27 protein-coding genes are annotated in these 25276 nt (G+C 61.3%); 10 read left to right on the forward strand and 17 right to left on the reverse strand.

Features of this window, described 5'->3' with window-relative positions:
* Nucleotides 1-4 precede the first annotated feature (4 nt).
* The gene (locus tag RPG13_RS20920; RefSeq protein ID WP_095485164.1) at nt 5-475 is read right to left on the reverse strand and encodes a (2Fe-2S)-binding protein; all 471 of its coding nucleotides are present in this window, start codon (nt 473-475) and stop codon (nt 5-7) included.
* A gap of 320 nt (nt 476-795) precedes the next feature.
* Between RPG13_RS20920 and RPG13_RS20925 the strand changes: the two genes are divergently transcribed.
* The 3 genes from RPG13_RS20925 to RPG13_RS20935 all read left to right on the forward strand — a co-directional run bounded on the left by RPG13_RS20925 (nt 796) and on the right by RPG13_RS20935 (nt 3636).
* The gene (locus RPG13_RS20925; protein ID WP_095485165.1) at nt 796-1515 is read left to right on the forward strand and encodes a response regulator; all 720 of its coding nucleotides are present in this window, start codon (nt 796-798) and stop codon (nt 1513-1515) included.
* Entirely contained in the window at nt 1512-3029 is a 1518-nt protein-coding gene (locus RPG13_RS20930; protein WP_127204801.1) for an ATP-binding protein, read from the forward strand. The genes RPG13_RS20925 and RPG13_RS20930 overlap by 4 nt, the downstream gene beginning before the upstream one ends.
* Nucleotides 3030-3183: 154 nt before the next feature.
* Complete coding sequence (locus tag RPG13_RS20935) at nt 3184-3636, forward strand: c-type cytochrome (protein ID WP_127204800.1); 453 nt, start codon at nt 3184-3186, stop codon at nt 3634-3636.
* 39 nt (nt 3637-3675) lie between these two features.
* Here the strand turns inward: RPG13_RS20935 and RPG13_RS20940 are convergent, their stop codons facing one another.
* Nucleotides 3676-4251: a Spy/CpxP family protein refolding chaperone gene (locus tag RPG13_RS20940; RefSeq protein WP_127204799.1), complete on the reverse strand. Its 576-nt coding sequence runs from the start codon at nt 4249-4251 to the stop codon at nt 3676-3678.
* A gap of 70 nt (nt 4252-4321) precedes the next feature.
* Between RPG13_RS20940 and RPG13_RS20945 the strand changes: the two genes are divergently transcribed.
* A complete protein-coding gene (locus RPG13_RS20945) occupies nt 4322-4900 on the forward strand; it encodes a Crp/Fnr family transcriptional regulator (RefSeq protein WP_164759128.1) in 579 nt (192 codons plus the stop codon).
* A gap of 16 nt (nt 4901-4916) precedes the next feature.
* Here RPG13_RS20945 and RPG13_RS20950 read toward each other — a convergent pair whose 3' ends face one another.
* From RPG13_RS20950 to RPG13_RS20960, 3 genes are read right to left on the reverse strand one after another with little or no spacing between them, the layout of a single operon-like run.
* Nucleotides 4917-8084: an efflux RND transporter permease subunit gene (locus RPG13_RS20950; RefSeq protein ID WP_095485170.1), complete on the reverse strand. Its 3168-nt coding sequence runs from the start codon at nt 8082-8084 to the stop codon at nt 4917-4919.
* Nucleotides 8081-9529: an efflux RND transporter periplasmic adaptor subunit gene (locus tag RPG13_RS20955; protein ID WP_127291771.1), complete on the reverse strand. Its 1449-nt coding sequence runs from the start codon at nt 9527-9529 to the stop codon at nt 8081-8083. Before RPG13_RS20955 ends, RPG13_RS20950 begins: the two co-directional genes overlap by 4 nt.
* Nucleotides 9526-9933 carry a FixH family protein gene (locus RPG13_RS20960; protein ID WP_337125918.1) on the reverse strand — a complete coding sequence of 136 codons (408 nt, stop codon included), beginning with the start codon at nt 9931-9933 and terminating at the stop codon, nt 9526-9528. The genes RPG13_RS20955 and RPG13_RS20960 overlap by 4 nt, the downstream gene beginning before the upstream one ends.
* Nucleotides 9934-10276: 343 nt before the next feature.
* Here RPG13_RS20960 and RPG13_RS20965 point away from each other — a divergent pair, with 343 nt between their 5' ends.
* Nucleotides 10277-10504 carry a hypothetical protein gene (locus RPG13_RS20965; protein ID WP_164547207.1) on the forward strand — a complete coding sequence of 76 codons (228 nt, stop codon included), beginning with the start codon at nt 10277-10279 and terminating at the stop codon, nt 10502-10504.
* Here RPG13_RS20965 and RPG13_RS20970 read toward each other — a convergent pair.
* Complete coding sequence (locus RPG13_RS20970) at nt 10487-10753, reverse strand: BrnA antitoxin family protein (RefSeq protein WP_126106538.1); 267 nt, start codon at nt 10751-10753, stop codon at nt 10487-10489. The genes RPG13_RS20965 and RPG13_RS20970 overlap by 18 nt on opposite strands.
* Before the next feature lie 143 nt (nt 10754-10896).
* On the opposite strand from RPG13_RS20970, the gene RPG13_RS20975 reads away from it, so the two are divergent.
* The gene (locus tag RPG13_RS20975; protein ID WP_127291766.1) at nt 10897-11265 is read left to right on the forward strand and encodes a hypothetical protein; all 369 of its coding nucleotides are present in this window, start codon (nt 10897-10899) and stop codon (nt 11263-11265) included.
* A gap of 73 nt (nt 11266-11338) precedes the next feature.
* On the opposite strand, the gene RPG13_RS20980 is transcribed toward RPG13_RS20975, so the two are convergent.
* A complete protein-coding gene (locus RPG13_RS20980; protein ID WP_245461450.1) occupies nt 11339-11662 on the reverse strand; it encodes a copper-binding protein in 324 nt (107 codons plus the stop codon).
* Nucleotides 11663-11809: 147 nt separating this feature from the next.
* Between RPG13_RS20980 and RPG13_RS20985 the strand changes: the two genes are divergently transcribed.
* Entirely contained in the window at nt 11810-12100 is a 291-nt protein-coding gene (locus tag RPG13_RS20985) for a hypothetical protein (protein ID WP_337125924.1), read from the forward strand.
* Between the two features lie 338 nt (nt 12101-12438).
* Here RPG13_RS20985 and RPG13_RS20990 read toward each other — a convergent pair whose 3' ends face one another.
* The 10 genes from RPG13_RS20990 to RPG13_RS21035 form a co-directional block, all read right to left on the reverse strand.
* Complete coding sequence (locus RPG13_RS20990) at nt 12439-13842, reverse strand: sensor histidine kinase (RefSeq protein ID WP_337127039.1); 1404 nt, start codon at nt 13840-13842, stop codon at nt 12439-12441.
* Complete coding sequence (locus tag RPG13_RS20995; protein WP_095485178.1) at nt 13784-14461, reverse strand: response regulator; 678 nt, start codon at nt 14459-14461, stop codon at nt 13784-13786. Before RPG13_RS20995 ends, RPG13_RS20990 begins: the two co-directional genes overlap by 59 nt.
* A gap of 322 nt (nt 14462-14783) precedes the next feature.
* Nucleotides 14784-15068 carry a copper-binding protein gene (locus tag RPG13_RS21000; RefSeq protein WP_126106534.1) on the reverse strand — a complete coding sequence of 95 codons (285 nt, stop codon included), beginning with the start codon at nt 15066-15068 and terminating at the stop codon, nt 14784-14786.
* A 26-nt stretch (nt 15069-15094) separates the two neighbouring features.
* Nucleotides 15095-15583 carry a cupredoxin domain-containing protein gene (locus tag RPG13_RS21005; RefSeq protein ID WP_127291764.1) on the reverse strand — a complete coding sequence of 163 codons (489 nt, stop codon included), beginning with the start codon at nt 15581-15583 and terminating at the stop codon, nt 15095-15097.
* A gap of 43 nt (nt 15584-15626) precedes the next feature.
* Complete coding sequence (locus RPG13_RS21010) at nt 15627-16985, reverse strand: multicopper oxidase family protein (protein ID WP_095485181.1); 1359 nt, start codon at nt 16983-16985, stop codon at nt 15627-15629.
* A 17-nt stretch (nt 16986-17002) separates the two neighbouring features.
* Complete coding sequence (locus RPG13_RS21015; RefSeq protein WP_095485182.1) at nt 17003-18460, reverse strand: TolC family protein; 1458 nt, start codon at nt 18458-18460, stop codon at nt 17003-17005.
* A 313-nt stretch (nt 18461-18773) separates the two neighbouring features.
* Nucleotides 18774-19307, reverse strand: coding sequence for a hypothetical protein (locus RPG13_RS21020; RefSeq protein ID WP_095485184.1), 534 nt, complete (start codon nt 19305-19307; stop codon nt 18774-18776).
* Between the two features lie 66 nt (nt 19308-19373).
* Nucleotides 19374-19811 carry a YqaA family protein gene (locus tag RPG13_RS21025; RefSeq protein WP_095485185.1) on the reverse strand — a complete coding sequence of 146 codons (438 nt, stop codon included), beginning with the start codon at nt 19809-19811 and terminating at the stop codon, nt 19374-19376.
* Nucleotides 19812-19837: 26 nt separating this feature from the next.
* Nucleotides 19838-22399 (reverse strand): DUF4396 domain-containing protein, encoded by a 2562-nt coding sequence (locus RPG13_RS21030; RefSeq protein ID WP_337125927.1) that lies wholly within the window; start codon nt 22397-22399, stop codon nt 19838-19840.
* A 93-nt stretch (nt 22400-22492) separates the two neighbouring features.
* Nucleotides 22493-22624 (reverse strand): hypothetical protein, encoded by a 132-nt coding sequence (locus RPG13_RS21035; RefSeq protein ID WP_280953364.1) that lies wholly within the window; start codon nt 22622-22624, stop codon nt 22493-22495.
* Nucleotides 22625-22742: 118 nt separating this feature from the next.
* Here RPG13_RS21035 and RPG13_RS21040 point away from each other — a divergent pair, with 118 nt between their 5' ends.
* The 3 genes from RPG13_RS21040 (at nt 22743) to RPG13_RS21050 (ending at nt 25276) form a co-directional block, all read left to right on the forward strand.
* Nucleotides 22743-23462 (forward strand): FadR/GntR family transcriptional regulator, encoded by a 720-nt coding sequence (locus RPG13_RS21040; protein ID WP_095485186.1) that lies wholly within the window; start codon nt 22743-22745, stop codon nt 23460-23462.
* 121 nt (nt 23463-23583) lie between these two features.
* Nucleotides 23584-24558: a sialic acid TRAP transporter substrate-binding protein SiaP gene (locus tag RPG13_RS21045; RefSeq protein WP_095485187.1), complete on the forward strand. Its 975-nt coding sequence runs from the start codon at nt 23584-23586 to the stop codon at nt 24556-24558.
* Between the two features lie 145 nt (nt 24559-24703).
* Nucleotides 24704-25276 (forward strand): TRAP transporter small permease, encoded by a 573-nt coding sequence (locus RPG13_RS21050; RefSeq protein ID WP_095485188.1) that lies wholly within the window; start codon nt 24704-24706, stop codon nt 25274-25276.

Below are 25276 nucleotides of genomic sequence, written 5' to 3' on the forward strand. Positions count from 1 at the left end.
CTCCTCAACCGCGTTGCGTGGCTTCACCGCCATTGGCGGCCAGCTTGATCGCGGCGCGCACCCGGTTGTAGGTGCCGCAGCGGCAGATATTGGTGATCTCGGCGTTGATGTCTTCGTCCGTGGGGTTCGGGTTCTGCATGAGCAGACCCGCCACAGCCATGATCATGCCGGCCTGGCAGTAGCCGCATTGCGGCACGTCGAGCGCCAGCCACGCCTGCTGGACCGGATGCGAACTATCCGGCGAAAGCCCCTCGATGGTGGTGATTTGCTGGTCCGGCTCGACCGCGCTCACCGGAAGCACGCACGAGCGCGTGGCGGCGCCGTCTATATGGACGGTGCAGGCGCCGCAAGCGGCAACCCCGCAACCGTACTTCGTTCCGGTAAGCCCGATCTGCTCGCGGATCACCCATAGCAGCGGCGTGTCCGGATCGACCTCGATGTCACGTGGCGTGCCGTTGACGATCAATCTGGCCATTGTGCAATCCTTTCGATCAAAGGCTGGCGAGGACCGCCGTCCGGATGCCGCGCGGCATGGCCTGGCGGCAGAGACCGGAAGTCCCGGCTAGCGACGAGGCCAAATTAGCCAGGACCTGTCGCAGAACCTTGTCCCGATGACCGTCAGTTCATCGCAAGCTGTCGCAGGCGAAGCGTTCTGATACACTTCGTTACACTTCTCACGGTTTGTTGATGCCGCGCGAGATTGCCGCCATGGTGCGGAAGGTGATCATCCGTGTAGACGCAAACTAGATATCGTCGATACTGGCCGACTATTTGGCGGCGGCTTTGGAGCATTGCATGGAAGTGGCGCAGCACATCGCGGTCGTCGACGACCACAGGGACATCCGCGACCTCGTCGGGAAATACCTCACCCAGCAGGGTTACCGCGTCAGCGTCGCCGACAGCACGGCCGCGCTCAAGCGGCTGCTCGACCGCAGCCTGCCCGATCTCATCGTGCTCGACGTCATGATGCCTGGCGAGGACGGCATCGCCGCCTGCCGGCACGTGCGCGGGACGGTCGACGTTCCGATCATCTTCCTCACCGCCATGGCCGAGGAGATCGACCGGATCGTGGGCCTCGAGATCGGGGCCGACGACTACCTGACCAAGCCGTTCAACCCGCGGGAACTGCTGGCGCGGATCAAGGCTGTGCTCAGGCGCGTCCACAGCCTGCCGCCGCAGCGCGGCCGCCTCAAGTCGAACGCGCTTCGGTTCGACCGCTGGACGCTGAATGTCGGCCGCCGCGAGCTGGTCGGTCTCGACGGCGTGGCAGTCGCGCTCAGCACGGCTGAATTCCGCCTTCTCACCGCCTTCATCGAGCATGTCGGAATCGTGCTTAGCCGGGATCAGTTGCTCGACCTCACGGTCGGGCGCACCGCCGACGGGTTTGACAGGGCCGTCGATAACCAGGTGAGCCGGCTGCGCAAGAAGATCGAGGCGGATCCGAAGAGTCCGATGCTGATCAAGACGCACTGGGGCGGCGGCTACTGCTTCACCGCCGAGGTGGCCCAGGCATGATGCTGTTGTGGAGACGCAGCCTGGCGGCCCGCTTCCTCATGCTGGTGCTGCTTGCGCTCGCCCTGTCGCAGGCGATCACGTTCCTGATCTCGTGGGACGAGCGCGGCCAGGCCCTGCACGCGGCGGCCAAGGGCGAGTTCGTCAGCCGCACCTCCTCGCTGGCGCTTCTGCTTGACACCACGCCGCCATCGCTTCGGCCCGACATCCTCAACGTCAGCGGCACGGCCTATACGCGTTTCTGGACCTCGGACGACGGACCGAGCAATCCCCTCGCTTGGCAACAGGAGGCATTTACCCAGCTCGCCAAGCCGCTGCCCGGGATTGCCGGCAAATATGCCGCCTACATGAACGGACAGGCCTCGAACGCAGTCGATGCCGCCGATCGTTCCGTGCCGCCGCGCATGTTGGATTTGTCCGGCAATGGCAGGCCCTTCTCGCGGCCGGCCAAGTTTCTTTATATGGACGCCGCCCCAAACGGCATGGGCCTTTCGGTTCGTCTCGACGACAGCACCTGGCTGAATGCCGCCTACGCCAAGGCAATGCCGAACGCCTTCTGGACGACGCAATCGGCGATATCGCTGGCGCTCACCGCGCTCATCCTGTCCGCCATCGCGATTTTCGGGGCGCAGGCAATCGCGCGTCCGCTGCGACGGCTCGCCAATGCCGCCGAACTGTTCGGTCGTGGCGAGGCCGTGCCGCGGCTGCCAGAATCAGGACCCGACGACATCCGCCAGACCGCCGAGGCGTTCAACCGCATGCAGGAGCGCCTGCAGCGCTTCGTCGAGGACCGCACGCGGATGCTTGCGGCGATCAGCCACGACCTGCGCACGCCGCTGACCTCGCTGCGGCTGCGCGCGGAGTTTGTCCAGGATCACGAACTCCAGGAAAAGATGCTGAAGACCATCGAGGAAATCCAGACGATGACGGAAGCGGCGCTCGCCTTCGCGCGTGAGGACGCCGCGGTAGAGGCGACGCGCACCGTCGACCTTTCAGCACTGGTCGGCAGCCTCTGCGACGATCTCGCGGAGCTGGGCCAAAACGTCACCGTCAATGACGGGCCCAAGGTGCTGTATCGCTGCCGGCCGGACTCCCTGCGCCGGGCGATCCGCAACCTCGTCGAAAATGCCGTCCGCTACGGCGAGCAGGCCAAGGTGAGCCTGGTCAGGAGTGACGACAGTCTGGACATCGTCGTCGAGGACGCCGGACCCGGCATTCCGCAAGGCGACATGGAACAGGTGTTCGCCCCCTTCTTCCGCCTGGAGCAGTCGCGCAACCGGGAGACCGGCGGCGTCGGGCTCGGCCTGTCAATCGCCCGCGCCATCGCCCGTCACCATGGCGGCGACATCGTGCTGGAGAACCGGAGCGAGGGCCTTCGCGCGATTATCAGGCTGCCGCTGATCGACATGGCCAAGCAGCTTGCCCCGGCGCCCGTGCCTGAGACGAAACCCCCGACCGGACTGCGATCCCGAAACCGTCCCGCGATCGGAACTCCCGCGCTGCCGCGCCATAATTAGATCATCGCTGTCGCAGCGAAGGACAAGTCACGACCTGCATCCTCCCCGCGCCTCCTCGACCCAGCCGCCGCTCTCGCTGGTGAGCGGCTGGCCTTGCCGGAAGCCTCCGGTTACCAGCAAAGCCCCTCCCCGAACGTTCCGCAAAGGTCATCCGATGAACCATTCACATGCCACGACACGCACCCACATTTCCGCCGGAGCAGCGACTGCATCCCTGCAGACGTCTGTCACGCGAGCGCGTAGGTCGCTGGCTGCGCTCTTGGTCGCCGGCGGCCTGCTGTTACCGAGCGCCGCTTCCGCGCAGCAGGCAGACGGCGAGCGGCTGTTCCGGCAGCGCTGCGGCACCTGCCACAGCCTCGAGCCGGGCCAGAACAGGGTCGGCCCGCATCTGTCGGGCGTTATCGGCCGCACGTCTGGCAGCGTCGAGGGTGCCCGCTATTCGGCCGCTATGCGGGAATCAGGGATCGTTTGGGACAGCCAGTCGCTCGATAGCTTCCTTGCAGCACCGCGCCAGAGGGTGCCAGGCACGTCGATGACAGTGGGCGTTCCCAACGCCGCCCAGCGCGCCGCGATAATCGGCTACCTGGAAGGTGCGGTCGCGCAATAGCGTCCGCTGATGAAGCCAAAGTTGCGTGCGTAACCCTGTTCAATCGACCCGGCCAGAGTATCCGCGAAGCTGCGAGTACCGGCCGATCTGCTCAGAGGTGAGCAACTCGGCCATATCGAGATGATAGCGCAGGTGCGCTGCTCGTAGCGCGCCTTGCACGTCGGCGATGGTTTTTGTCATTTCAACGAGGTGCGTCGACGTTATCTTTCGTTCGGAAAACAAGCGGTCCAGTTCGGTTTCTTCCTCGATGATTCGTCTTCCGAGCGGGATGGTTTCTGCCTTCATCTGATCCAGCAGGGCCTTGGTCCACGAGGCCTGTTCGTCGCTGAGATCAAGAGCATCACGGAGATCGAGGACATGTGACGGACCCGGATAGGAATTGAGTTCGGCCGCCAATGCCAGACCCATCCCTCGCCCCGCCATAAGGTCGGAAATCTGCTCGTCCGAGAGCGCCTTCACGCGGCGTTTCTCCATCCCGGAATAAGACGAGGTGGTTGGGTCTTTTCCTGCAACGGCCTTGTGATGGTTGATGTCGCCATGCTGCTGCGCCAGCCCGTGAGGGGCAGCAAGAAAAGTCAGCAGAAGAAACAGCACGGCAATGGGGATGCGGTTCATCGAGCGATCTCCAGCGTTTCGTGTTTGCGACGTTTGACACGGCCGCAAAAACTGAAACATGATTGTGATCATGTCGGAACTCCTCTTCGCGCGATTCCTCGAACTCGCGGAACGCGAGCATTCTCTCCCTGCCGGCAGCGTCCTGTTTCGTATGGACGACCCGGTGCTGTCGCTCTTCCTGGTCACCGCGGGAGAACTGCGCCTTGTCCGAGCACTTCCCGACGGGTTCCAGCTGACGTTGCAGCGTGCCGGCTCGGCTTCGATCCTGGCCGAGGCTTCGCTGTTTGCGGATCGATATCATTGCGACGCCTTGGCAACCGAGGAATCGACGGTGCGCGCCGTGCCAATCACCAAGGCCAAGGCGGTGCTCGAAAGCGATCGCGCGCTGACCTCCGCACTGCTGCGACACTTGGCAGGCGAGGTCCACCGGACGCGGACGCGGGCAGAGATACTATCCCTGAAATCCGTCGCGGCGAGAGTCAGCGCCTGGATGGCATGCAACGGCGGCGTCTTGCCACCCAAGGGACGCTGGCATCATGTTGCGTCGGAGATCGCCGTTACGCCGGAGGCGTTTTATCGGGAGCTTGCCCGCCGGCGACGGTGTGCTGCCGGCATGATGCATCCCCACATGCCGCCCGACATCATCTGATACTTTTTTGCTCCTCCTATTCCGCGGCCAATCTAGTCGGAGCCGCTACCAGCGGTTCTTCAACGACACTCCGCCTCGGCAACCGCCAGCCCTTAACGATGCCGTAGACGGCCGGAATCACGACGAGCGTCAGGATCGTTGAGGAAATCATGCCGCCGATCATAGGGACGGCGATGCGCTGCATGACTTCCGATCCGGTTCCCGTGCTCCACAAGATCGGCAACAAGCCCGCCATGATGGCGACGACTGTCATCATCTTCGGTCGCACCCGCTCGACGGCGCCGAACATGATCGCCTCGTTTAGATCCGTGCTTGTCAAACCACGCTTCTGGGCCGCACATCTGACCCTCGTATCCGTCCACGCCTTGTCGAGATAGATCAGCATGATGACGCCCGTTTCGGCCGCCACGCCCGCGAGCGCAATGAAACCGACGGCGACCGCAACCGACATGTTGAAGCCCAGCCACCACATCATCCAGATGCCGCCGACGATCGCAAAGGGCAGCGATAGCATGACGATCAGCGTCTCGGTCAGCGTGCGGAAATTGAGGTAGAGCAGCAGGAAAATCAGCGCCAGCGTCAGCGGCACGACAATCTTCAGCCGCGCCTGGGCCCGCTCGAGATATTCGAACTGCCCGCTCCAGGCGACGGAATAACCGGGTGGTAGCTTCACTTCGGCGGCGACTGCGGCTTGAGCCTCGTTGACATAGCCGCCAAGGTCGCGGCCAGCGATGTCGACGAAGATGTAGACGGCGAGTTGGCCGTTCTCGGTGCGGATCGAGGTCGCGCCGCGCGTGAGTTCGACCTTGGCGACCTCGCCGAGCGGCACAGAGCCACCGCCGGGCAGCGCAATCTGCACGTCCCGGGCGATCGCGCCGGGATCGCTTCTGAGAGCGCGTGGATAGCGGATCGCAACGCCATAACGTTCACGGCCCTCGACAGTGGACGTAATGACCTTCGCGCCAAGCGCCACTGAGATCACATCCTGAACATCGCCGACCGAGAGGCCGTAGCGCCCAAGGGTGGCTCGGTCCGGCACGATGTCGAGATAGTAGCCGCCTATCACCCGCTCGGCATAGGCGCTCGACGTGCCGGGCACCGCCCGCAGCACCGCCTCGATCTGCCGAGCAACGTTTTCCATTTCACCGAGTTCGGTCCCGTAGACCTTGACTCCGACTGGCGTGCGTATGCCCGTGGACAGCATGTCGATACGGGCGCGGATCGGCATCGTCCAGGCATTCGACACGCCCGGAAACTGCAGTGCTGCGTCCATCTCGGTCTTCAGGCTTTCCGAAGTGACCCCGGGCCGCCATTGCGATTTCGGTTTGAGGTTGATGATCGTCTCGAACATCTCGGTCGGCGCGGGGTCGGTCGCGGTCTGAGCCCGGCCAGCCTTGCCGAAGACGGAATCGACTTCCGGAAAGGACTTTATGATCCGGTTTTGCATCTGCATCAATTCGGCCGCCTTGGTGACCGAAACTCCCGGCAAGGTGGTCGGCATGTACATCAGCGTCCCCTCATCGAGGTTCGGCATGAACTCGCTGCCGAGCTGGCGCGCCGGCCAGACCGTCACGGCAAGAGCCACGACGGCGAGCAGGATAGTGAAGGTCTTCGCCTTCAGCACCCCGGCAATGATCGGCCGATAGAGACCGATTAGCAGCCTGTTGAGCGGGTTGCGATGTTCCGGGATGATCCGGCCGCGGACAAAGATGACCATCAGAGCGGGCACGAGCGTGACCGAAAGCAGCGCTGCCGCTGCCATAGCGAAGGTTTTCGTGAAAGCCAGCGGCCCGAACAGCCGGCCTTCCTGGCTTTCAAGCGTGAAGATCGGAAGGAATGAGACGGTGATGATCAGCAGGCTGAAGAATAGCGCGGGTCCGACTTCTGCTGCGGCGTTGACCAGCACTTCGATGCGGGGCTTGCCCGGTGGCGCGCGTTCGAGGTGCTTGTGGGCGTTTTCGATCATTACGATGGCCGCATCGATCATCGCGCCGATGGCGATGGCCATGCCACCGAGGCTCATAATGTTCGAACCGAGGCCGAGCAGCTTCATCGCGGCGAAGGCCATTAGGATGCCGACCGGCAGCATGATGATCGCCACCAGCGCGCTTCTGACGTGAAGCAAGAAGACGATGGTGACGAGAGCGACCACGATGCTCTCCTCCACCAATGTCGACCTCAGCGTCTTGATCGCGGAGTTGATGAGTTCCGACCTGTCGTAGACGGGGATGATCTTGGCGTTGCCTGGTAGGCTCTTTTCGATCTCGCGGAGGCTCTCCTTGGCATTCTCGATGACGGTCAGAGCATTCGCGCCGACCCGTTGAAGCACGATGCCGCTTGCAACCTCGCCCTCCCCGTTGAGTTCGGCAATACCGCGCCGTTCGTCCGGCACGATTTCGACCTTGGCCACGTCGCCAAGCCGGAGCGGCACGCCGCCCACGGTCTTGAGCACGATGCTCTCTATGTCGGCCACGTTCTTCAGATAGCCGCGCCCGCGCACCATGAACTCGAACTCGGAGATCTCGACCGTTCGCCCGCCGGTATCCATGTTGCTGGTGCGCACCGCTTCGCCGACTTCCGCGAGCGTTACGCCTTGAGCGCGCATCCGCACCGGATCGACGACGATCGAATACTGCTTGACGAAGCCTCCGAAGCTCGCGACCTCCGAAACGCCTTCGGCTTTCGAGGCCGCAAAACGAACGACCCAGTCCTGAAGGGATCGGAGTTCGGCGAGCGACAGTTCCTTGGCGACGACGGCATACTGATAGACCCAGCCGACGCCTGTCGCGTCGGGTCCGAGCGTTGGGGCAACGCCGTCGGGTAGCCGGCTGGCGGCCGCGTTCAGGTATTCGAGCACGCGGCTTCGAGCCCAGTAGAGATCGGTGCCGTCCTCGAAAATCACATAGACGAAGGACACTCCGAAGAACGAGAAACCGCGGACCACCTTCGATCGCGGCACGGTCAGCATCGAAGTCGTCAGCGGATAAGTGACCTGGTCCTCGACAACTTGCGGAGCCTGGCCCGGATAGTCTGTGAAGACGATAACTTGCACATCCGACAGGTCGGGTATGGCATCGAGCGGCAAGGTCTTGACAGCGTAGACGCCTGCCCCGACCGCGAGCGCGCTGGCGAAGAAGACAAGAACCAGGTTGCGCGTCGACCAAGCAATGAGGTTGGCGATCATGGCTGCGCCTCCGCGGGCGTCAGTGCGCTGAGCGCCGCCTTGAGGTTGCTTTCGGCATCGATCAGGAAGTTCGCAGATACGACGACCTTTTCGCCTTCGGTAATGCCCTGCGTGATCTCGGCCATGCCCTCGCCCCGCATGCCGACCTTCACGTCGCGCGGCTCGAAGCTGCCTTCGCCTTTGTCGACAATAACGACCTGTCGATCGCCCGTGTCGATGACGGCGCTGTCGGGCACGGTTACGGCAGGATCGTTGCCGCCCGTCGCGATCTCCACATCGGCATACATGTTGGCAAGCAACAGCCCGTTGGGATTTGCGAGTTCGATGCGAATCCTCGCGGTCCGAGTCTGGCCCTGGATTTCCGGATAGATCAGGCCGACCTTGCCTTCGAAGACCTTGCCCGACAAGCTGCGGATGCGCACAGTCGCCTTGTCTCCGACGCGAACAGAGCTCAGCTCGTATTCTGGCACGTCAGCCATCACCCAGACCGTCGAGGCGTCGGCGATCCGAAACAGCGTTTCCCCGGCTTCGGCCATCATGCCGTCGACGGCCCTGCGTTCCAACACAACGCCATTGCGTGGCGCTACAAGCGTCACCGAGATCGGCACCTTCCGGGTTTTCTCGATTTCGACGATTGCTTCGGCGGGAACGCCAAGGTTCGTCAACCGCTGCAAGCTGCCGCTGGCGGTTGCCTTGCTCGAGCCGCTCCTTAGATCGGCGGCATAGAGCGCGCCCGCGGCAGCTATTTCCTTGGCATAGAAACTGACGAGGGGCCGCCCTTTTTTGATTGTTTCTCCCGTAGTGATGTCGGCCACTTTTTCGAGGAACGCCTCGGTGCGAATCGAGACGACGCTTACGCGGCGCTCATCGAACGTGACGGTGCCGGGAATGCGGACCGGCCGTACGATTGCGCCTCTGGTGGCGGGTACCGTCTTCACACCCGTTCGCTGCAGTTTTCCGGTCGATAGCTTGACGGTCGCGCCGTCCTTCGCTTCGCCTTCGAAGACCGGGATGTAGGCCATCCCCATGGAATCCTTCTTTGGCGTCGGCGATGTATCCGGCAGGCCCATCGGATTGCGGTAGTAGAGGATTTTCCGCTCGCCCGGCGCCGTCGCTTCGGCCCCCTTCGCCTCGTCCTTGGGACGCGCCTCGAAGCTCACGTCTTCGCTCGCCAGCACCGCCACGAAATCCCGACCATCCGGGGTTTGCTTCGGTGTCGACGAATAGACTGGATTGCCGTCAGGATGACGATAGTAGAGGACTGGATCGGAGGCAGACGAGCCGACAACCGTCGGGGTCTGTTCCGCTCCGAGCGCGCTTGCGATGTTGGCGCTGATCATTTGCACCACCGCCGGGACGGACAGATCGCGCTGGCCCGCCCAGTATCCGCCGGCGCCCGCGCCCGCCAATACGGCAAGCGCCACGAATGAGCCGAGCCTGCTCATTGGGTAGCCTTGAATTCCAAACGGCTCTCGACTGTTTCGGCCTCGCCCTGGATTTTCGCGGCGATCGAAAGGCGCCAGCCTCCTGCCATGATGAGGTTGGTCTTGAACCGATAGATGCCGGGCTCTTCGGACGGCAGCGCCTCGACGGGCGCGGTCATCGCCTCCATACCGTCCGGTGCCATGTCGATGCGCTGGGTAAAGATCACAGCGTCGGGCACCACCTTGCCGGACCGCTTGTCGACGAGACGGACGGCGACAATCGCGGCATCGCCCGTCTTGATCGCGCTTTGAACGAGCTGAAACTCGTAATCGTCGATCCCAGCCCATGCCTTCGAATTGGCACTGCCGAGAGCAAGACCGATCAGCGTCGCGGCTGCAACGTGCTTCGCATTGCAAAAGTTCATTGTCAGTTTCCCCAAGTTCATCCTTTCAGCCGCACGGAATGCACGGCAAGTTCGTGGCCAGGCTCATGCCAAAGCCACGGGCCGTCAGCCACGCGGCGACAAACGGCTCCGATGGAGCCGCCGATGAACTTAGGTTCGTGGGGGTCTTGGCGGCGGCGGAGAAGTCGGGAGATCGCGCCCGTCTCTGTTGCCAGGCGCGAGCAGGTCAGCCTGAGATAACCGGGCCAGCATGATTGCTGCGGCCGTCGAAGCGCTCGGAAAGCACTTGGCGACGCACAAGGCCATGAGGGGACAGGATTTCTGGCAATCAGGTGCCGGCTGACTCTCGTCGGGACAGTTGGGCATGCTGTCCGGCATGGATGCCATATCCGCCATCGTCGCCGCGGGATCGACAACCATCGTCAGCGCAGCGGACGGTGTCACCATCGGCGCGGTGAGAAGGCTCACGACGGCCAGAAACGAAAGCAGACGCGGGAATATGATCCAGATCTTCACAGGCTTCCATGGCATATACTGCATTCCAAGAAAAGATCACCAGGCGCTCAAATTTTCGTTAGGTGATGTCGTCTGACCGATCGTCCTCGGCGGCGATCCGCTTCTCGACCATGGCCCGTAAAGCGTCGTTAATACGGTCCTGCCAGCCAGGTCCATCCCCCTGGAAATAATCCAGGACAGCTCGATCAATCCTGATTGAAACAAGCTCTCTGACACTTGGAGCAACTGCGGCTTCGCGAACCGGTGGGGCCGGCTTCTTGACTGGCTTGAAGGCGGCTTCGGCGGCAGCCATTGGATTTGTCGGTCGGCGCGGAGGATTTGCCATTGATGGTCCTGACTGGAGGTAACGGATGGGAGGAGACATGCAACGCAACGCGCATCGGAATGCCTCGACCCACTGCCCGGAACAGTAATTAGAATATTGACGCGAGAGGTGATAGTCTCGCTCTGGATCCTCGGGAGGAGGAAATGCGCGCCATTGCATTGTTTGCCGGCGTGTTGGTGGCTACGCCCTCGATGGCGGCGGAGCAACTGGTCTTTTACACCGCCAGTTTTCCAGATGCCACCTCGGTCCAGCTCAGCGTCATGGACAACAGTGTCTCGCCATATGGGGATTATGACTTTGACGTCGCTATTGGCCTCGTCGAGACGGACGCGAACGGCGTCATCAGGTACGAAGATACCGGCAGGCATCATGCACGCGTTCGCTGTAATTATCCGGCATATGTGAGCGTAGGTGTGCGAAAATATCCCATAGAGATGTCTCTGAACCGCTCCGCACATGATGACTGGAAAGAAAATCTCTGGAGGATTTTCTGCGCGGCCCCTTCCTCCTGACTTCCGTACTCATGGCATTTTCGACAGCACAGCGCCGCGGGTTGATTTTTCAACCCGCGGTGCCTGTCCCGGATTACTTGATGCCGGTGACCGTGATGCATCCGTTGACGCGGTCGGCTGTGAACTCGATCGCCTGACCGGTTTTGACTTTGCCGAGCAGGCCTTGCTCCGCGACAACGAACACCATCGTCATCGCAGGCATGTCGAGATTGGTCAGCGGCTCGTGCTTGATCGTCAGCTTCTTCTGTTCGGCGTCGACCTTGATGACTTCGCCCTTCACATATTCCTGCGCCAGCGCGCTCCCGCCTGGTTGAACGCGCTCTTTCCCTTTGAAGCCGCATTGGATAGCCGATGCATCGGCGTAAGAGAAACTGAGACAGCCGTTCAACATCTTCAAAACTGATCTTCCCGATTTCGGTTTCAGCCGCGGCTACGCATGAGAATCACAAAAATGTAAATCCGAGGGAAGGTGCCCGTGAATTCGACCCGGTAGTCTGTGGTTGCTGAGCGTTCGAACGCTCGCTTTCGACAAAAGGACTGAACCATGAAACACACCATCGGATATGCATTGATAGTCTTCGCGGCAATGACCACGGCCAGTGTCGCCAACAGCGGCAGAAACGCAACAAGCCCCCGCATCGACGGGGTCTTGCACGGCCATGGATCGACGGGCGAAACCACGAAATCGGCATCCAAGCCCGACGTATCTTCCCAAGTGCTCGACAATGGCGATATCGAGAATTCCAGTTCCGCCTACAATCGGGTCGAAGCTGTGAGCCCCTCATCGTGGCAGGTCGGGAGCCCCCGCCAGCGCGCCAGCTGGGCGGGCCGGTAGCCGGCTCAACACCGCAGCTCCGCATCCTCCCAGCGGAGCCAGTGCAGGACAAACCAGCCGGCAGTGCGCCGGCTGGTTTGTCCACTCGACTGCTTCCTCAACCAAGCCTGTACAGCACAGCACACCGCACCAAGGAAACCGACTCTCCACCACCCCCTCGGGGATGGTCGTCGCCTACACAAGCAACGCCTCATGATGCTGCTCTCACCCGCAATGCTGTCATCAGTCGTGATGTGGTCGCAGCGTCACCGAGCGATGGGTAGAACCACTATTGAATATTTGTAGTTTCGTCACAGGCGATATGAACCATCCGTCCACGTGACTAACCTCAAACGCTTTCATAGTTTACGCGGGAACTCTGTTTCCACGATTAAGCCGGGCCTGTTGTCGCCCAGGGAAATCGTCGCGCCGTGCATATCCGATATGGCCTTGACCAGACTTAGGCCGAGCCCTGTCCCTTCGGTGGTCCTGTTCTTTTCCAGGCGATAGAAGCGCTTGAACACTTTCAGCCGCTCCGCCGCCGGGATGCCCGGTCCGTTGTCGCTGACGACGATTGCGCAGCGATTCGCCTGCGTCGTGACACCGATCGCAATCCGGGCTCCTCGTTGTGTATGGCGCATTGCATTGACGATAAGATTTACGCACATCTGCTTCAGCAGATCGGCATCGCCCCATATGAATGAGGCCGTGTTTCGGCTGTCACTGGACAGAACCAGCGAACGCTCGGCGTCCTCGACGATGTGGCTATAGATATCGTAGATTTCGGCGACCAACTCCGAAACGTTCACCTGCGCAAATCGCGAACGGCGTGCGCCGGACTCGATTTGCGAGATGCGCAGCAAGCCCTCGAACGTGCCGGCTATATGCGAAACTTCGCCCATAGCTTTTTCGATGAGCGATCTGATGGCCGTTTGGTCTTTGCTTTCGGAAGCGGCCTCAAGCGTTAGAAACAGCCGACCGATCGGCGTCTTGAGATCGTGCGCGATGTCCGTCGTTACCTGCGTCATCGCCGCGACGTTGGCCTGTAGCTGTGCAAGCGCGACATTTATCTCAGCTGCCAGTATGTCGATGTCATCGCCGCGCAAGGAGAGTGGCAGGCGGGTAGCGAGTTCGCCAGCGCCGACGGCTTTCATAGCGCGCGACAGTCCAGCAATACGCCGCCGTGTGCGGAAGGCCAACACCGCGCCCGCGCCGAGCCCTCCCGCAAGTACGATCGCCGTTCCCCATCCGAAGCTGACAAGCGCGATGCCGCGCAAGCGATCAGTGTCGTCATAGCTTACGCCGACGGTTAGGTCGTAGCCGTCCAGGTTCTTCCGGTAGAGCCGGTAGTTGTTGAGCGCCGCCTCGTGGCTTGTCGGTGCGCGCGTAGAAAATCCCGGCGGGACGTCGGAAATATCAATGTTGCCAGCCAGGAAGTCGCCGCCGGAATCCTTCAGTGTGTAAAGCGTCTCCTGTCCCCTGATTGCCGGGCCATGGCTTCGGATCATGGCGGCAGCACCATCGACACCGTTCGCGTCATAGGCGAAAGAAATCTCCCGGAACCGCTCCGTCACATTGGAATCCAGCCGCTCGTAAAGATAGGCGGCGACCATGTTGTAAGCGACGAAATTGGCTCCGAGGAACGAAAGCAGAAACAGGGAGATGTAGAACGCGGCAAGGCGGATCGACGTACTTCTGGCGATACTAGCGTTGGCCATGAATGGTGTAGCCGGTATTGCGTGTGTTACGCAGGAGCGGAACATCAAATGGTTTGTCGATCTTCGCCCGCAGTCGGCTAATATGGGTTTCCACCACGGTGCTTTGTGGGTCGAAGTTGAAGTTCCAGATCCGCTCAAGGAGCATGGTCTTCGTCAGTATGCGGCCCTCGTTACGCATCAGGAGTTCAAGCAGCGCGAACTCCCGAGGGAGCAATTCGATCGTCGTTCCGCCGCGGGTGGCGAGGCGGCTGAAGAGATCCAGTTCCAGATCAGCCACCTTCAGCTTTGCCTTTTCGGCGGTGATCGGAGGGCGCCTTTGCAGAGCATTGACCCGAGCCAGGAGTTCGGAGAATGCAAAAGGCTTGATCAAGTAATCGTCCGCACCTGCCTCCAATCCCTCAACTCGATCGTTGACACCGCCCACTGCCGTCAGGAAAATCACTGGCACCTTTCCGCCGGCGCCTCGAAGACCCCGCACGAGCGACAAGCCATCGAGGCCAGGCAGCATCCGATCCACAATGGCGACGTCATAGGGTTCGCGCAGTCCGACAAGCAAAGCATCGCGCCCGTCTGTCAGGACATCAACCACATGGCCGGAAGAGCTCAGTCCATTTTCGATGTAACGGCTGATTTGTTCGTCGTCTTCGACTAAGAGAATTTTCATAATGCTAATCTCTCATCTGGCTTGGTGCGCCAAGCGTTGATGACCTTTTGGCCAGTTTGCTTCTGCCCGCGATGGCGTCCGAAGCGATGTCTCAGTGAGGTTTTGACGGCGGGTTTTTCAGCCTGGTGCCCTTAGTCGGCGACGCGGCCTTTCCACCGGCCAGGTACTGGGGTCTGACGTCTCAACATCCGTGCACTGAATCGACAACACGGTCCCAGGCGAAAAGCGCCTTGGAACTCATCACCTTGCAAACTGTCGCGCCGGATCGCTTGCGAAAACCTCCGGCGCCGCGGATTTTTCAACCCGCGGCACCAGTCCCGGATCACTTGATGCCGGTGACCGTGATGCGTCCGTTGACGCGGTCGGCTGTGAACTCGATCGCCTGACCGGTTTTGACCTTCTCGAGCAGGCCCTGCTCGGCGACGACGAACACCATCGTCATCGCAGGCATGTCGAGATTGGTCAGCGGCTCGTGCTTGATCGTCAGCTTCTTCTGTTTGGCGTCGACCTTGATGACTTCGCCCTTCACGTATTCCTGCGCAAGCGCGCTCCCGCCGATGGCGAGCACGAGCGCGAGTGCCGAGAGAGCCTTTACCAATAGTGTCATGATTAGCTTCCTTTGCGGTTTAGCAGTCAGTTGGCGACGGTGATGTCGCCCTTCATGCCGGAATCGTAGTGGCCCGGGACCAGGCAGGCGAAGCCGAATTCGCCGGCATTGGCGAACGTCCAGATGATCTCGCCTCTGGCGCCGGGCGCCAGCCGGATCGCGTTGGGATCGGCGTGCTCCATCTCGGGGAATTTCTCCATCAGCGCCTTGTGCTCCATAATTCCGTCGTGGACGTCCATGACGAACTCGTGATCGATTTGGCCCTTGTTGATGAATTTCAGGCGAACGGTCTCGCCCTTCTTCACCTTGAGGACGGCCGGTTGGAACAACATTTTTCCGTCGTCCTTCTCCGACATCGAGATGTTGATGGTCCGTTTTGCCTTGCTAGCCTCGCCAGGGCTGCCGATCGGCATTGTGGCGGCTTTGTCGCCATGGCCTCCGGCATGGGTTCCACCGGCAAGAGCTGCTCCCGAACTGACCGCCATCAAAACGGCCGCTGCGATTATACGTTTCATGCTGCACTTTCTCTCATTGTTGAGGTTGAGGGGTTTCGGTTTCTCATCCCTGTTTGCCGTGACCGCCGTGCGCTGCCGGGGCCATCGTTTTTGCGTCGCCTGATTTCGTCGGAGCGGGGACATCCCCCTTCCACTCGTAAGCCACGGTTCCCTCCGGATGCTGGTACCATCCCGGATCGGCGTAATCGTTCGAGGCCAGGCCCTCGCGAACCTTCACAACTGAGAACATGCCGCCCATCTCGATGGCGCCGAATTGGCCCCAGCCGGTCATCATCGGAATCGTGTTGTCGGGAAGTGGCATCTCCATCTCGCCCATGTCGGCCATGCCGCGGTCACCCATGGCCATGTATTCTGGCTGGACCCGGCGGATCTTGTCGGTGACTTTCGAGTTGTCGACGCCGATGAACGTGGGCACGTCGTGGCCCATGGCGTTCATTGTGTGGTGCGACTTATGGCAATGGATTGCCCAGTCGCCCTCGTATTTGGCTTCGAACTCATATGCCCGCATGGCGCCGACGGGAATGTCGATCGACACCTCCGGCCACCGCGCCTCCGGCCGGACCCAGCCGCCATCGGTGCAGGTCACCTCGAAGTCGTAACCATGCATGTGGATCGGATGATTGGTCATGGTCAGGTTGCCCACGCGAACCCTGACCCGGTCGTTTTTCGCCACAGGAAGATGACTGATCCCCGGAAAGACGCGGCTATTCCAACCCCAGAGATTGAAATCCGTCATCTCCATGATGCGCGGGACGTACGACCCCGGTTCGATATCGAAGGCGTTCAGCAGGAACACGAAATCGCGGTCCACGCGCATGAATTTCGGGTCTTTGGGATGAATGACGAAGAAGCCCATCATGCCCATCGCCATCTGGACCATTTCGTCGGCGTGCGGGTGGTACATGAATGTGCCGCTCTTCACGAGGTCGAACTCGTAGACGAAGGTCTTGCCGGGCGGGATCCCGGGCTGGGTAAGACCGGTCACGCCGTCCATGCCGTTGGGCAGGATCATGCCGTGCCAATGGATCGTCGTATGCTCCGGCAGCTTGTTTGTTACGAAGATGCGGACTCGGTCGCCCTCAACCGCCTCTATGGTCGGGCCGGGAGATTGACCGTTGTAGCCCCAGAGATAGGCAGTCATGCCGGGCGACATCTCGCGCTCGACCGGCTCGGCCACGAGGTGGAACTCCTTCACGCCGCTGTTCATGCGATGCGGAAGGGTCCAGCCGTTGAGCGTCACGACCGGCTGGTAGTCCGGTCCGCTCGTCGGGAAGATCGGAGGCTGCATATCAGGGGACTCCATGATTGGTGCGTCGGGCAGCCCCATCGCGGACGTTTTGGTCCATGCAGTGGCGCCGGCGAGCAGGGCTCCCGCGCCTAACAACTGACGTCTTGAAAGCATTTTTCTTCTCCTTGAATTCAGTGGCCTTCGGCGCCTGCTTCGGCCGCCGCCGGTGCGTCGCCGCCCCCGGACGCGCTCGCGCCGCCGCCGTGGATGGCGGTTCCGAGATTGACATCGGCCAGCCAGAAATTGCGCTTGGCGTTGAGGGAAAGCATGATCGAGCTGATTTTCGCGCGTGTGTCCGCCAGCAGCTCGAACGTGTTGGTGATCATGCCGTTGTAGGTGAGGACCGACTCCGCCTCGATCTTTGTTCGCAGCGGCACAACATTGTTCCGATAGTGCCGGGCAATGTCGTAGGTCGAACGGTAGGCGTCATAGGCGGATCTCGCCTCCGACCGGATGTTGACCGCCTTTTCCGCGAACCGGTTTGCGGCTTGCATGTAGGCAAGCTCGGCCTTGCGCATGCGTGCCTTGCCGGTATCGAAAATCGGAATGACGAGCTCGAGCTCGAGAGTGGGTGAGACACTCGTCTCCGTTCCGCCCTCCTCCGACTCCTCGCGTTCCACCTCGACGCCGGAAAGTAGTTCCAGGTCGCTGACGTAGCGCGTCGCCTCGGTCAGACCGTAGGATTTCGCCAGCGCCTCCAGCTCAAGTTTCGCGATCTCGAGATCGACGCGATTTTTTAGCGCCTCAGCCTCGATCGCGCGTTTGGCCTTGGCCCCTTTGGGCAGGGCTGGAAGCATGTTGGGGACCGAGTAATCGACGTCCGGTCCCCATAGACCCATCAGCCGGGTGAGCTCTTCCTTGGCAGTCCGGGCAGCGAGCCGCGCTTCCGCCGCCTGACCGGTGATCTCGGCATAAAAGACGTGTTCGCGGGCTTGGCCGGTCTTTGTGAAGGCACCCGTCTCTCCAAGTTTTTGAGCGAGTTCGGAGGCAGAGTCGGCGGCGGCTTGCGCCTTGTTCAGATAGGAAACGCTCTCCCAGGCCGAGACAGCATTGATCCAGGCCCGCCGCGTATCCGCAGCCAGTCGTAGCGTTTCTTCGCCGGCGCGGAGCTGGGCCTGACGGAAACGTGCATCCGCGACTGCGACGCGCCGCTTGTGGGTCGCCAGCGCAAGGATGTTGCTGACCACCGCTCCTTCAATCGTCCGCACGGGATCGACACCGATCATGCCGACGGAGATCGTCGGATTGACGAGCATCGTCTCCTGCCACATGTCGGCCGCCGACAAACCGATCTCGGCGTAGGCGGCCTGCAGGCCCTTGTTGTTGAGCAAGGCGACCTGCACCGCGGTGTCCGGGCCGATTGTCTTCTTCTGGACGAGGCGCTTCACGCGCTCTGAAGCCGTCCGCGCTTCCTCGCTGGATTGCACCCATACGGTTTTCTTGCCGGTCACGGACTCGGCACGCGCCGCAACTGTCGTGAAGCCGGCCATCGGGGCCGAGATGCCATCAAGGACCCCGCTGGTCGTGCATCCGGCTGCGATCAGCGGAATGGTCACCACTGCAGCTATGGTCAGGAACCGGCGCGTCATGATCCGGCTCCCGGGTTCACGGGAGAACGTTCTTGATTGAGACGCCGCCAATTCCGCGGATCGACTGGCTCCCGGTGGCGATAGTCGACGACGACCGGGTGGTAGTGCACATCACGGACGCCCATTGCGGGATCGGCCGGATTGAAGGCGGGAAGGATGTCCGGCGGCGTGGTTGCCGCACATCCGGTAACTAACAGCGATGCGAGCATCGCGGAGCTTGCGATTTTCATTGTAGACCTGAAACATGACGTATGCGTTTGGCCGCGCGGGAACGGATTCCCGACGCTGCGCGCGAACGCCCCGAAAGGGCGCGTCAGTTCAGATGTTTGGGGGGCCTTATGAGCGCTGTGTATTCGCCAAGCGGCAAAGTGACGGCAACGACGGGCGCAAAGCAACGGGAGACAACATGCTCCAAGTCAGGGCAGTCGACCGGCACGGCATTTGCCGGCGCGCAATGGGCTTCACAGCTCTTGTCGGCGGATTGCTTGGCGCCGTGATGATGCTCCGATGTGTCCGCGTCGTCCGCCGTGGCGCCGTGATCGCCCATATCGTGTGCGGCTGTCTCGGCCTGGAGATGCACCCCGGCGTGAAAACCCGTGGCATTGGCTGTGGCGAACAGACCAGGCTGAAGAGCCGACATGACCAGGAACAAAACCGCCAGCATTGCTCGGAGCGGTGCGTTTCCTAGGATCGTGAATCGACCAAGAGTCCTCATCAACCCTTCCGACAATTGTTCGGCTGATTTGTCAAGGCCGCCCTCGACCAGTTTGCTGCAGTGCAACCAAAAGTGAAGGTTGTTGTAAGGACGGTATTGCTCGAAGCCGCCATGTGCCACCACATTTTTCATACATTTTTGTATGGCCTGTTTATGGCCCGCGCAAAAAGCGGCGCTGCGATGTCCGCGATTCCGGTTTTACATCAGGTTCAGCACCGCCCCGGCGACGACCAGATAACGCGAAACCTTCGCGAGGGCGACGATTGCGACAAAGCTCCATAGCGGCTCGCGCAAGACCCCAGCGACCACGGTCAGCGGGTCGCCGATGATCGGCATCCAGCTTAACAGGAGCGACCATCTACCGTAACGGCGATACCAGTTCGTTGCGCGGTTGAGCATCGCAGGACGCAGCGGAAACCATGGCCTGTCCCGGAAGCGTTCGATCCCTCGACCAAGCCCCCAGTTCACCGCCGAGCCCAGGACGTTGCCTATGCTGGCGACACCAACCAGCACTGCGGGCGAGAAGGAACCCGTGGCGAGGAGCCCTGCAAGGGCGGCCTCCGACTGCGCCGGAAGGATGGTCGCCGCGGCGAAGGCAACAGCAAATAGGCCGCCGTATACGGCAAACACATCCATCTATGTTTTCGCTTTGCGGAAGGGCTTCAGGATTGCACATCGATCACGACCATCAGTCCGCCACCGCCCTTCTCTTCGACATTGTTGTTGGTCGTATGGTGCCCGATATGGCAGTGGATCAGCCATTTTCCGGGCCGACGTGCCTGCCAGACGACATCGTAGCGTTGCCCTGGTCCGACGTTGACTGTGTCGGCAAGGAAACGCGCCGACTCCGGGATCGTCTCGCCGTCGCGGGCGACAACTTCGAATGGACCGCCGTGGATGTGCATCGGGTGGATAAACCCATTATTGGTGCCGATGAAGCGTACCTTCAGAGTTTCGCCGACCTTCATCCTGATCGTGTCCGTCGAAGGATAGGCGCGGCCGTTGATCGTGAAATAATTCGGCTGCCCACCGTCCATCGGCATCGACGGAAAGGTCAGGCCCTCCCGCATCAGCCATTCCTGAAGCTGAATAACATAGTCGTGGTCTGCCGCAATCTCGTCCTGGGGATTGGCAGGATCGATGATGAGCGCGCCGTAGAGTCCGAGCGCCTGCTGGCGATCGACATGGTCATGCGAGTGATAGAAGTAGGTCCCTGATTGGCCCGCCGTGAATTCATATCGGTAGCTGCCGCCGGGCGGGATGGGCTCCTGCGTGATCTCGGCCGGGCCATCCATTTCGTTCGGCAGGATCAATCCATGCCAGTGCAGGGTCGTGCTCTCCGGCAGGCGGTTCGTGACGTTGATGCGCACGCGGTCGCCTTGCCGGATATGCAGCCGCGGGCCCGGAACCTGACCGTTGATCGCATAGGCATCGACTTTCACGTCAGGCAGGATCGCCCAGCGGATGACCGACGTTTCAAGGTCGAACACCTTCACCCCGTTCTCCATCCTGGCTTGCAGTTCCCGGTCGCCGCGTACCTCCAGGCCATGACTGGCCGTGACCAGGCGAGGATGCACGGCGGCCATGTCGAGCATCGCTGCAGCCGGCGTGTCGCGGTCCATAACCATACCCGGCGGCATGATAGCGCCGCCGACGTCTCGCGCGCTGAGGGTGAGGTTTACCCAATTGGCCGGAGCGATCATGCCGAGCGCCAGCGCAAGCACGGACACGCCGCCGAAGGCCGCGAGTTGCGGGACGGTTGCATCCGGTTCCATCCCGTGACCGCCATGCGGACCACGCGACCCGCCTCCCCCATTGCCATGGGCTGAGCCGTGGCCGGATCGAGATCCCTGCCGACGGACCCTGTGCCCAGCTTCATGCTGATGCGCCTGCATGCCGACGCCGTGGCCAAAGACCATCTCGCCTCCATGCCACCCCGTGAATGCCAACAGGGCGACGACTGCTGCGGACATTGAGAGACCCCAAGGCAGCACGGTATCGGCCTCACCCACTGAATTTCGCAACCACAGGCTGGCTGCTCCTATCGCCAGAACCGCGACGTTTCCGACGAGATGATAGCGTGCGTGGTAGAGCGCGCGAATCTCGGCGTTTGCCAAAAAGTCGGCCAGACCCGCGGTAGCAGCGACGGTCACGACGCCGCCGGCAATCAGCCATGTGGCTGCGCTCGCCGTTGCCGGCGAAGCCGTAAGCCAATAGGCGATGTCGGCAAGCAGTGCCGCCATGAAAAATCCGATCGGAAGCGGCACGAGCATAGGATGAAGCGGATGACGGCCGATCCTCGCAAAGGCAGCGATGCCCGCTCCCCCATGCGTCGATCTGTGGCCGGATCCATGATGGCCAACCCCTGGATTGCCGCCCGCGCCGCCATGTCCAGGGTTAGCGTGTTCGTCAACGCGCGCGTGAGCGCTGTGGCTTGGTCGATCTCCCGTCGGTTCAGGCTCGCGCTTTTCCTCGTGGTGACGGTGCCCCGCTACCCCGGCTTCCGCGCCGCTATGCGCGTGCTCGCGCCTGCCTTCCCTCGCCTTGTCGAATTCCGGTTTGCGTTCGGTCATCAGCCCATGCTTCAGGCCACGGGCCACCATCCATACGTTGGCAGGATATGCAGTGATGAATCCAACAATCACGCCAAACGACATCACGCCCCAGAACAGGAGCTCGGTCGGTTCCATGGCCCGCATGTCGCTGCCCATCATCAGGAAGCTCATGACCGGCGCCATGCCCGCCATCATGAAATTCATGCTGATGAACTCTGGCATGAAGCTCTTGCGGACATTCTCCCAATAGGTGCCGCCCATCATCGATTTCATGAACAGCGACTGGAAGATAAACAGGCCGAACGCGAACCCGGCAACATACTCAACGATGAGGTCGATCCACATCGGCAGCCCGAGAGCGGCGGTGATTGCTGCCGCGAGGATGATGCCGGTGGCGTCTCCGGCGACGCAGTGGATCGTCGAGCCGACGCCTTGCTTCCAGAGCGGCTTGGTGAACGCCTCGTGTTCGCCCGGCCGAGGCTCCTTGTCGGCCAGCACGTAAATCAGCAACCCCAGCGGCCCCATATAGAGCGTGACCAGGATGAAGCCCCATTTCATTACCACGGGCTCGGGATTGTTGCGGAACTGATCCCACGCCACGTAAGCCGTGCTGAGGGCCGCTAGAACGAACCAGACTGCAAGAAAGTAGTCGACGGGCTGTACGAACACTGCAGAACTCCTGTCGGTTTTCTCTCCACTGACCTTAGAGCGACGGACTGTTTCGTCCGCCCCCTTGAACGCGCCGCGTCGCAGGCCCTTCCCCTAGAAACTCCCGGAGATGGTGCTGGCGGCGAAACCATTCGATAAGCCTTCCAGTTGCTGGAAGGTCAAGAGTTGCCGTCCAGCCATGGCCGATCCGTCGTTTCCAAGAAAGTCACGGAGAATGAGTTCCATGGGCGTTCTCTGCTGCTTGACTCTCCGCTTTTTTCGCGGCACCTTCGATTAATAGGTCAGACCAATTTACCGATCCGGGACCAGCCCGATGATTCTGTTGAAGTAGAACTGGGTGAGAATGCCGATCCAGGCCGTTGAACCGCGTCGACTTTACCGACAGATCGCCGATCAGCTCAGGCAACTGATCGACGCGGGCGAGTTCGTAGTCGGCGATCGCCTGCCGACTGAGCGCGAACTGGCCGATCAGCTTGGCATCTCCCGCCCGACCGTCCGTGAAGCGCTGATCGCGCTCGAGGTCGAGGGGCGCATACGCATTCGCGTCGGCTCCGGCATCTACGTCACCGACCGGCCGCGTGCCGAGGTTTTGACTGCAGAGATGGATGAAGGCCCGTTCGAGCTGTTGCGGGCACGCGAGTTCATCGAAGGGGCGATCGCCGCCGAAGCCGCCCTCCATGTTCGGCCGATCGACATCGAACATATGGACGACGTGTTGCGCCGGATGGAGGACATACCTCACCCGACCAAGACGACGATCGCGCTCGACCGCGAGTTCCATACGATGGTGGCGGGCATTCTCGGAAACGCCGTCCTGGTGCGCTGCATCGGCGAGCTTTTCGACCAGCGCATGAACCCATATTTCGAACGCCTGTCGAGTTATTTCGAGAACAGGGATTCCTGGCGGGCCGCCGCGGAGGAGCATCGCGCGGTGCGGGACGCGATCGCGGCGCGCGAGCCCGAACGGGCGAAGGCCGCCATGCAGGAACATCTGCGTCAGTCGCAACTGAGATTCTCACGCAATTTCGGTGAGAAATCCGTGGCCAGGGAGGTCGCGGAATAGAGCATCGGACCCAAAAGCAGGAATCGGTTTTGGGAAATCCGATGCTCAACTAAAATATCTAGCAGTCGGCCGGGGGGAGATCCGGTCGGAGCAGTCAAATCCAACCTCAGGGAGGAACACAATGCTGAGAAAATACGCAGTTCTACTCGGTGCGATCGCAGCGATCGCTATGCCTTTGGCTTCGGCCTCGGCGCAGACAGCTCTGAAATGGGCCCACGTGTATGAGACGTCGGAGCCCTTCCATACCGAGTCCGTGTGGGCAGCGGAGGAGATTAAGAAGCGCACTCAGGGCCGCTACACCGTCGACGTCTATCCGGCCTCGCAGCTCGGCAAGGAAGCAGACATAAACCAGGGCCTGACGCTCGGCACGGTCGATATCATCATCTCCGGGTCGAGCTTCGCGGCGCGCGAATATCCGCCGATCGGCGTCACCTATTTCCCCTACATCTTCCGCGACGCCGACCATCTGCTGAAATACACCAAAAGCGACGTCTACAAGGCGTTGACCAAGGGCTACGAGGAAAAGTCCGGCCATCACATAACGGCCACCACCTATTATGGCACCCGGCAGACCACCTCAAACCGGCCGATCGCCAAATGCGCCGACATGCAAGGTCTGAAGATGCGCGTCCCCGACGTGCCGGCCTATCTCGCCATGCCGCGTGCCTGCGGCGCCAACACCGCGCCGATCGCTTTCGCCGAGGTGTATCTGGCCCTGCAGAACGGCACAGTCGAGGCTCAGGAGAACCCGCTGACCACCATCGAGGCGAAGAAATTCTACGAGGTGCAGAAGCACATCGTGCTCACCGGACACATCGTCGATCACCTCAACACGATCGTATCGCAGTCGCGCTGGGCCTCGCTTTCCGACGAGGACAAGCAGATCTTCACGGAGGTGATGCAGGAGGCGGCCGCCCGTGCCACGGCAAAGATCGTCGCGCGCGAAAAGGAACTGGTGCAGGTGTTCAAGGATCGCGGCATCACCGTGACCGACATCGACCGTGCCGATTTTGAGAAGAATGTGCTTGAGAAGGTCACGTTCGAGGAGTTTGGCTACAACAAGGCCGATTGGGAAGCGATCCGCGCGATCAAGTAGAGTATCGGGAAAATCAGGTGCTCAGACAAGGGGATAGAGCGGCAACCGGATTCGCCGCTTTAACCTGCCCGCCCGTCCGGCCCCACGTTGCGCCGGACGGCCTTTCCAACCCTTGACGACTCACCAGCTTCGGGAGCCCGCGCCAATGGCCGAGGAACACCATGCCGAGATCACTGTCGAAGAGATCGCCCACGCTTTCGAGGAGGTGCCGGTACACATTGACCTGTCGGACCACGGCATCGAGGACTGGATCACGCTCGCCGTGTTCTGGGGCATGGTCGTCTGTGTCTTCCTGCAGTTCTTCACCCGCTATGCGCTGAACAACAGCCTTGCCTGGACCGAGGAGATCGCCATCAACGCGCTGGTCGTCGTCGTTTTTCTCGGCGCCGCCATGTGCGTGCGCGTCTCGCGTCACATCCATGTCGATGTACTCTACCATTACCTGCCGGAGCGTGTCGGCCGCTGGCTGGCACTCGCTGTCGACGTCATTCGTGTCGTCTTCTTCGCCTACGGAACCTGGCTGATGTGGCGCTACGTCTCGATCGTGGCGCACGAACGCATGGTCACCGTCAACCTGCCGCGCCGCTGGTTCTTCTACGCCGTCCTGGCAGGCTTCGCGCTGATGTTCGTGCGCTCGATCCAGGTCTTTGTCGGCAACTACAGGCGCGGCTATTCGGTTCTTGAGCGCCCGGGTGCGTTCGAAACGGCGGGAGACTGA

The organism is Mesorhizobium sp. ISC15 (assembly GCF_037162615.1).
Lineage (GTDB): Bacteria > Pseudomonadota > Alphaproteobacteria > Rhizobiales > Rhizobiaceae > Mesorhizobium > Mesorhizobium mediterraneum.

Bases quoted from the DNA above. Each gene is read 5' to 3' on its own strand.
- RPG13_RS21035 (WP_280953364.1), bottom strand. From the start codon at position 22,624: ATGGAACTCATTCTCCGTGACTTTCTTGGAAACGACGGATCGGCCATG.
- RPG13_RS20925 (WP_095485165.1), top strand. From the start codon at position 796: ATGGAAGTGGCGCAGCACATCGCGGTCGTCGACGACCACAGGGACATC.
- RPG13_RS20945 (WP_164759128.1), top strand. From the start codon at position 4,322: ATGTCGGAACTCCTCTTCGCGCGATTCCTCGAACTCGCGGAACGCGAG.
- RPG13_RS20930 (WP_127204801.1), top strand. From the start codon at position 1,512: ATGATGCTGTTGTGGAGACGCAGCCTGGCGGCCCGCTTCCTCATGCTG.
- RPG13_RS20935 (WP_127204800.1), top strand. From the start codon at position 3,184: ATGAACCATTCACATGCCACGACACGCACCCACATTTCCGCCGGAGCA.
- RPG13_RS20950 (WP_095485170.1), bottom strand. From the start codon at position 8,084: ATGATCGCCAACCTCATTGCTTGGTCGACGCGCAACCTGGTTCTTGTC.
- RPG13_RS21020 (WP_095485184.1), bottom strand. From the start codon at position 19,307: ATGAAAAATGTGGTGGCACATGGCGGCTTCGAGCAATACCGTCCTTAC.
- RPG13_RS20965 (WP_164547207.1), top strand. From the start codon at position 10,277: ATGCTGTCCGGCATGGATGCCATATCCGCCATCGTCGCCGCGGGATCG.
- RPG13_RS21045 (WP_095485187.1), top strand. From the start codon at position 23,584: ATGCTGAGAAAATACGCAGTTCTACTCGGTGCGATCGCAGCGATCGCT.
- RPG13_RS20975 (WP_127291766.1), top strand. From the start codon at position 10,897: ATGCGCGCCATTGCATTGTTTGCCGGCGTGTTGGTGGCTACGCCCTCG.
- RPG13_RS20920 (WP_095485164.1), bottom strand. From the start codon at position 475: ATGGCCAGATTGATCGTCAACGGCACGCCACGTGACATCGAGGTCGAT.
- RPG13_RS20990 (WP_337127039.1), bottom strand. From the start codon at position 13,842: ATGTTCCGCTCCTGCGTAACACACGCAATACCGGCTACACCATTCATG.
- RPG13_RS21025 (WP_095485185.1), bottom strand. From the start codon at position 19,811: ATGGATGTGTTTGCCGTATACGGCGGCCTATTTGCTGTTGCCTTCGCC.
- RPG13_RS21005 (WP_127291764.1), bottom strand. From the start codon at position 15,583: ATGAAACGTATAATCGCAGCGGCCGTTTTGATGGCGGTCAGTTCGGGA.
- RPG13_RS20960 (WP_337125918.1), bottom strand. From the start codon at position 9,933: ATGAACTTTTGCAATGCGAAGCACGTTGCAGCCGCGACGCTGATCGGT.
- RPG13_RS20985 (WP_337125924.1), top strand. From the start codon at position 11,810: ATGAAACACACCATCGGATATGCATTGATAGTCTTCGCGGCAATGACC.
- RPG13_RS20955 (WP_127291771.1), bottom strand. From the start codon at position 9,529: ATGAGCAGGCTCGGCTCATTCGTGGCGCTTGCCGTATTGGCGGGCGCG.
- RPG13_RS20940 (WP_127204799.1), bottom strand. From the start codon at position 4,251: ATGAACCGCATCCCCATTGCCGTGCTGTTTCTTCTGCTGACTTTTCTT.
- RPG13_RS20970 (WP_126106538.1), bottom strand. From the start codon at position 10,753: ATGGCAAATCCTCCGCGCCGACCGACAAATCCAATGGCTGCCGCCGAA.
- RPG13_RS21010 (WP_095485181.1), bottom strand. From the start codon at position 16,985: ATGCTTTCAAGACGTCAGTTGTTAGGCGCGGGAGCCCTGCTCGCCGGC.
- RPG13_RS21040 (WP_095485186.1), top strand. From the start codon at position 22,743: ATGCCGATCCAGGCCGTTGAACCGCGTCGACTTTACCGACAGATCGCC.
- RPG13_RS20995 (WP_095485178.1), bottom strand. From the start codon at position 14,461: ATGAAAATTCTCTTAGTCGAAGACGACGAACAAATCAGCCGTTACATC.
- RPG13_RS21015 (WP_095485182.1), bottom strand. From the start codon at position 18,460: ATGACGCGCCGGTTCCTGACCATAGCTGCAGTGGTGACCATTCCGCTG.
- RPG13_RS21050 (WP_095485188.1), top strand. From the start codon at position 24,704: ATGGCCGAGGAACACCATGCCGAGATCACTGTCGAAGAGATCGCCCAC.
- RPG13_RS21000 (WP_126106534.1), bottom strand. From the start codon at position 15,068: ATGACACTATTGGTAAAGGCTCTCTCGGCACTCGCGCTCGTGCTCGCC.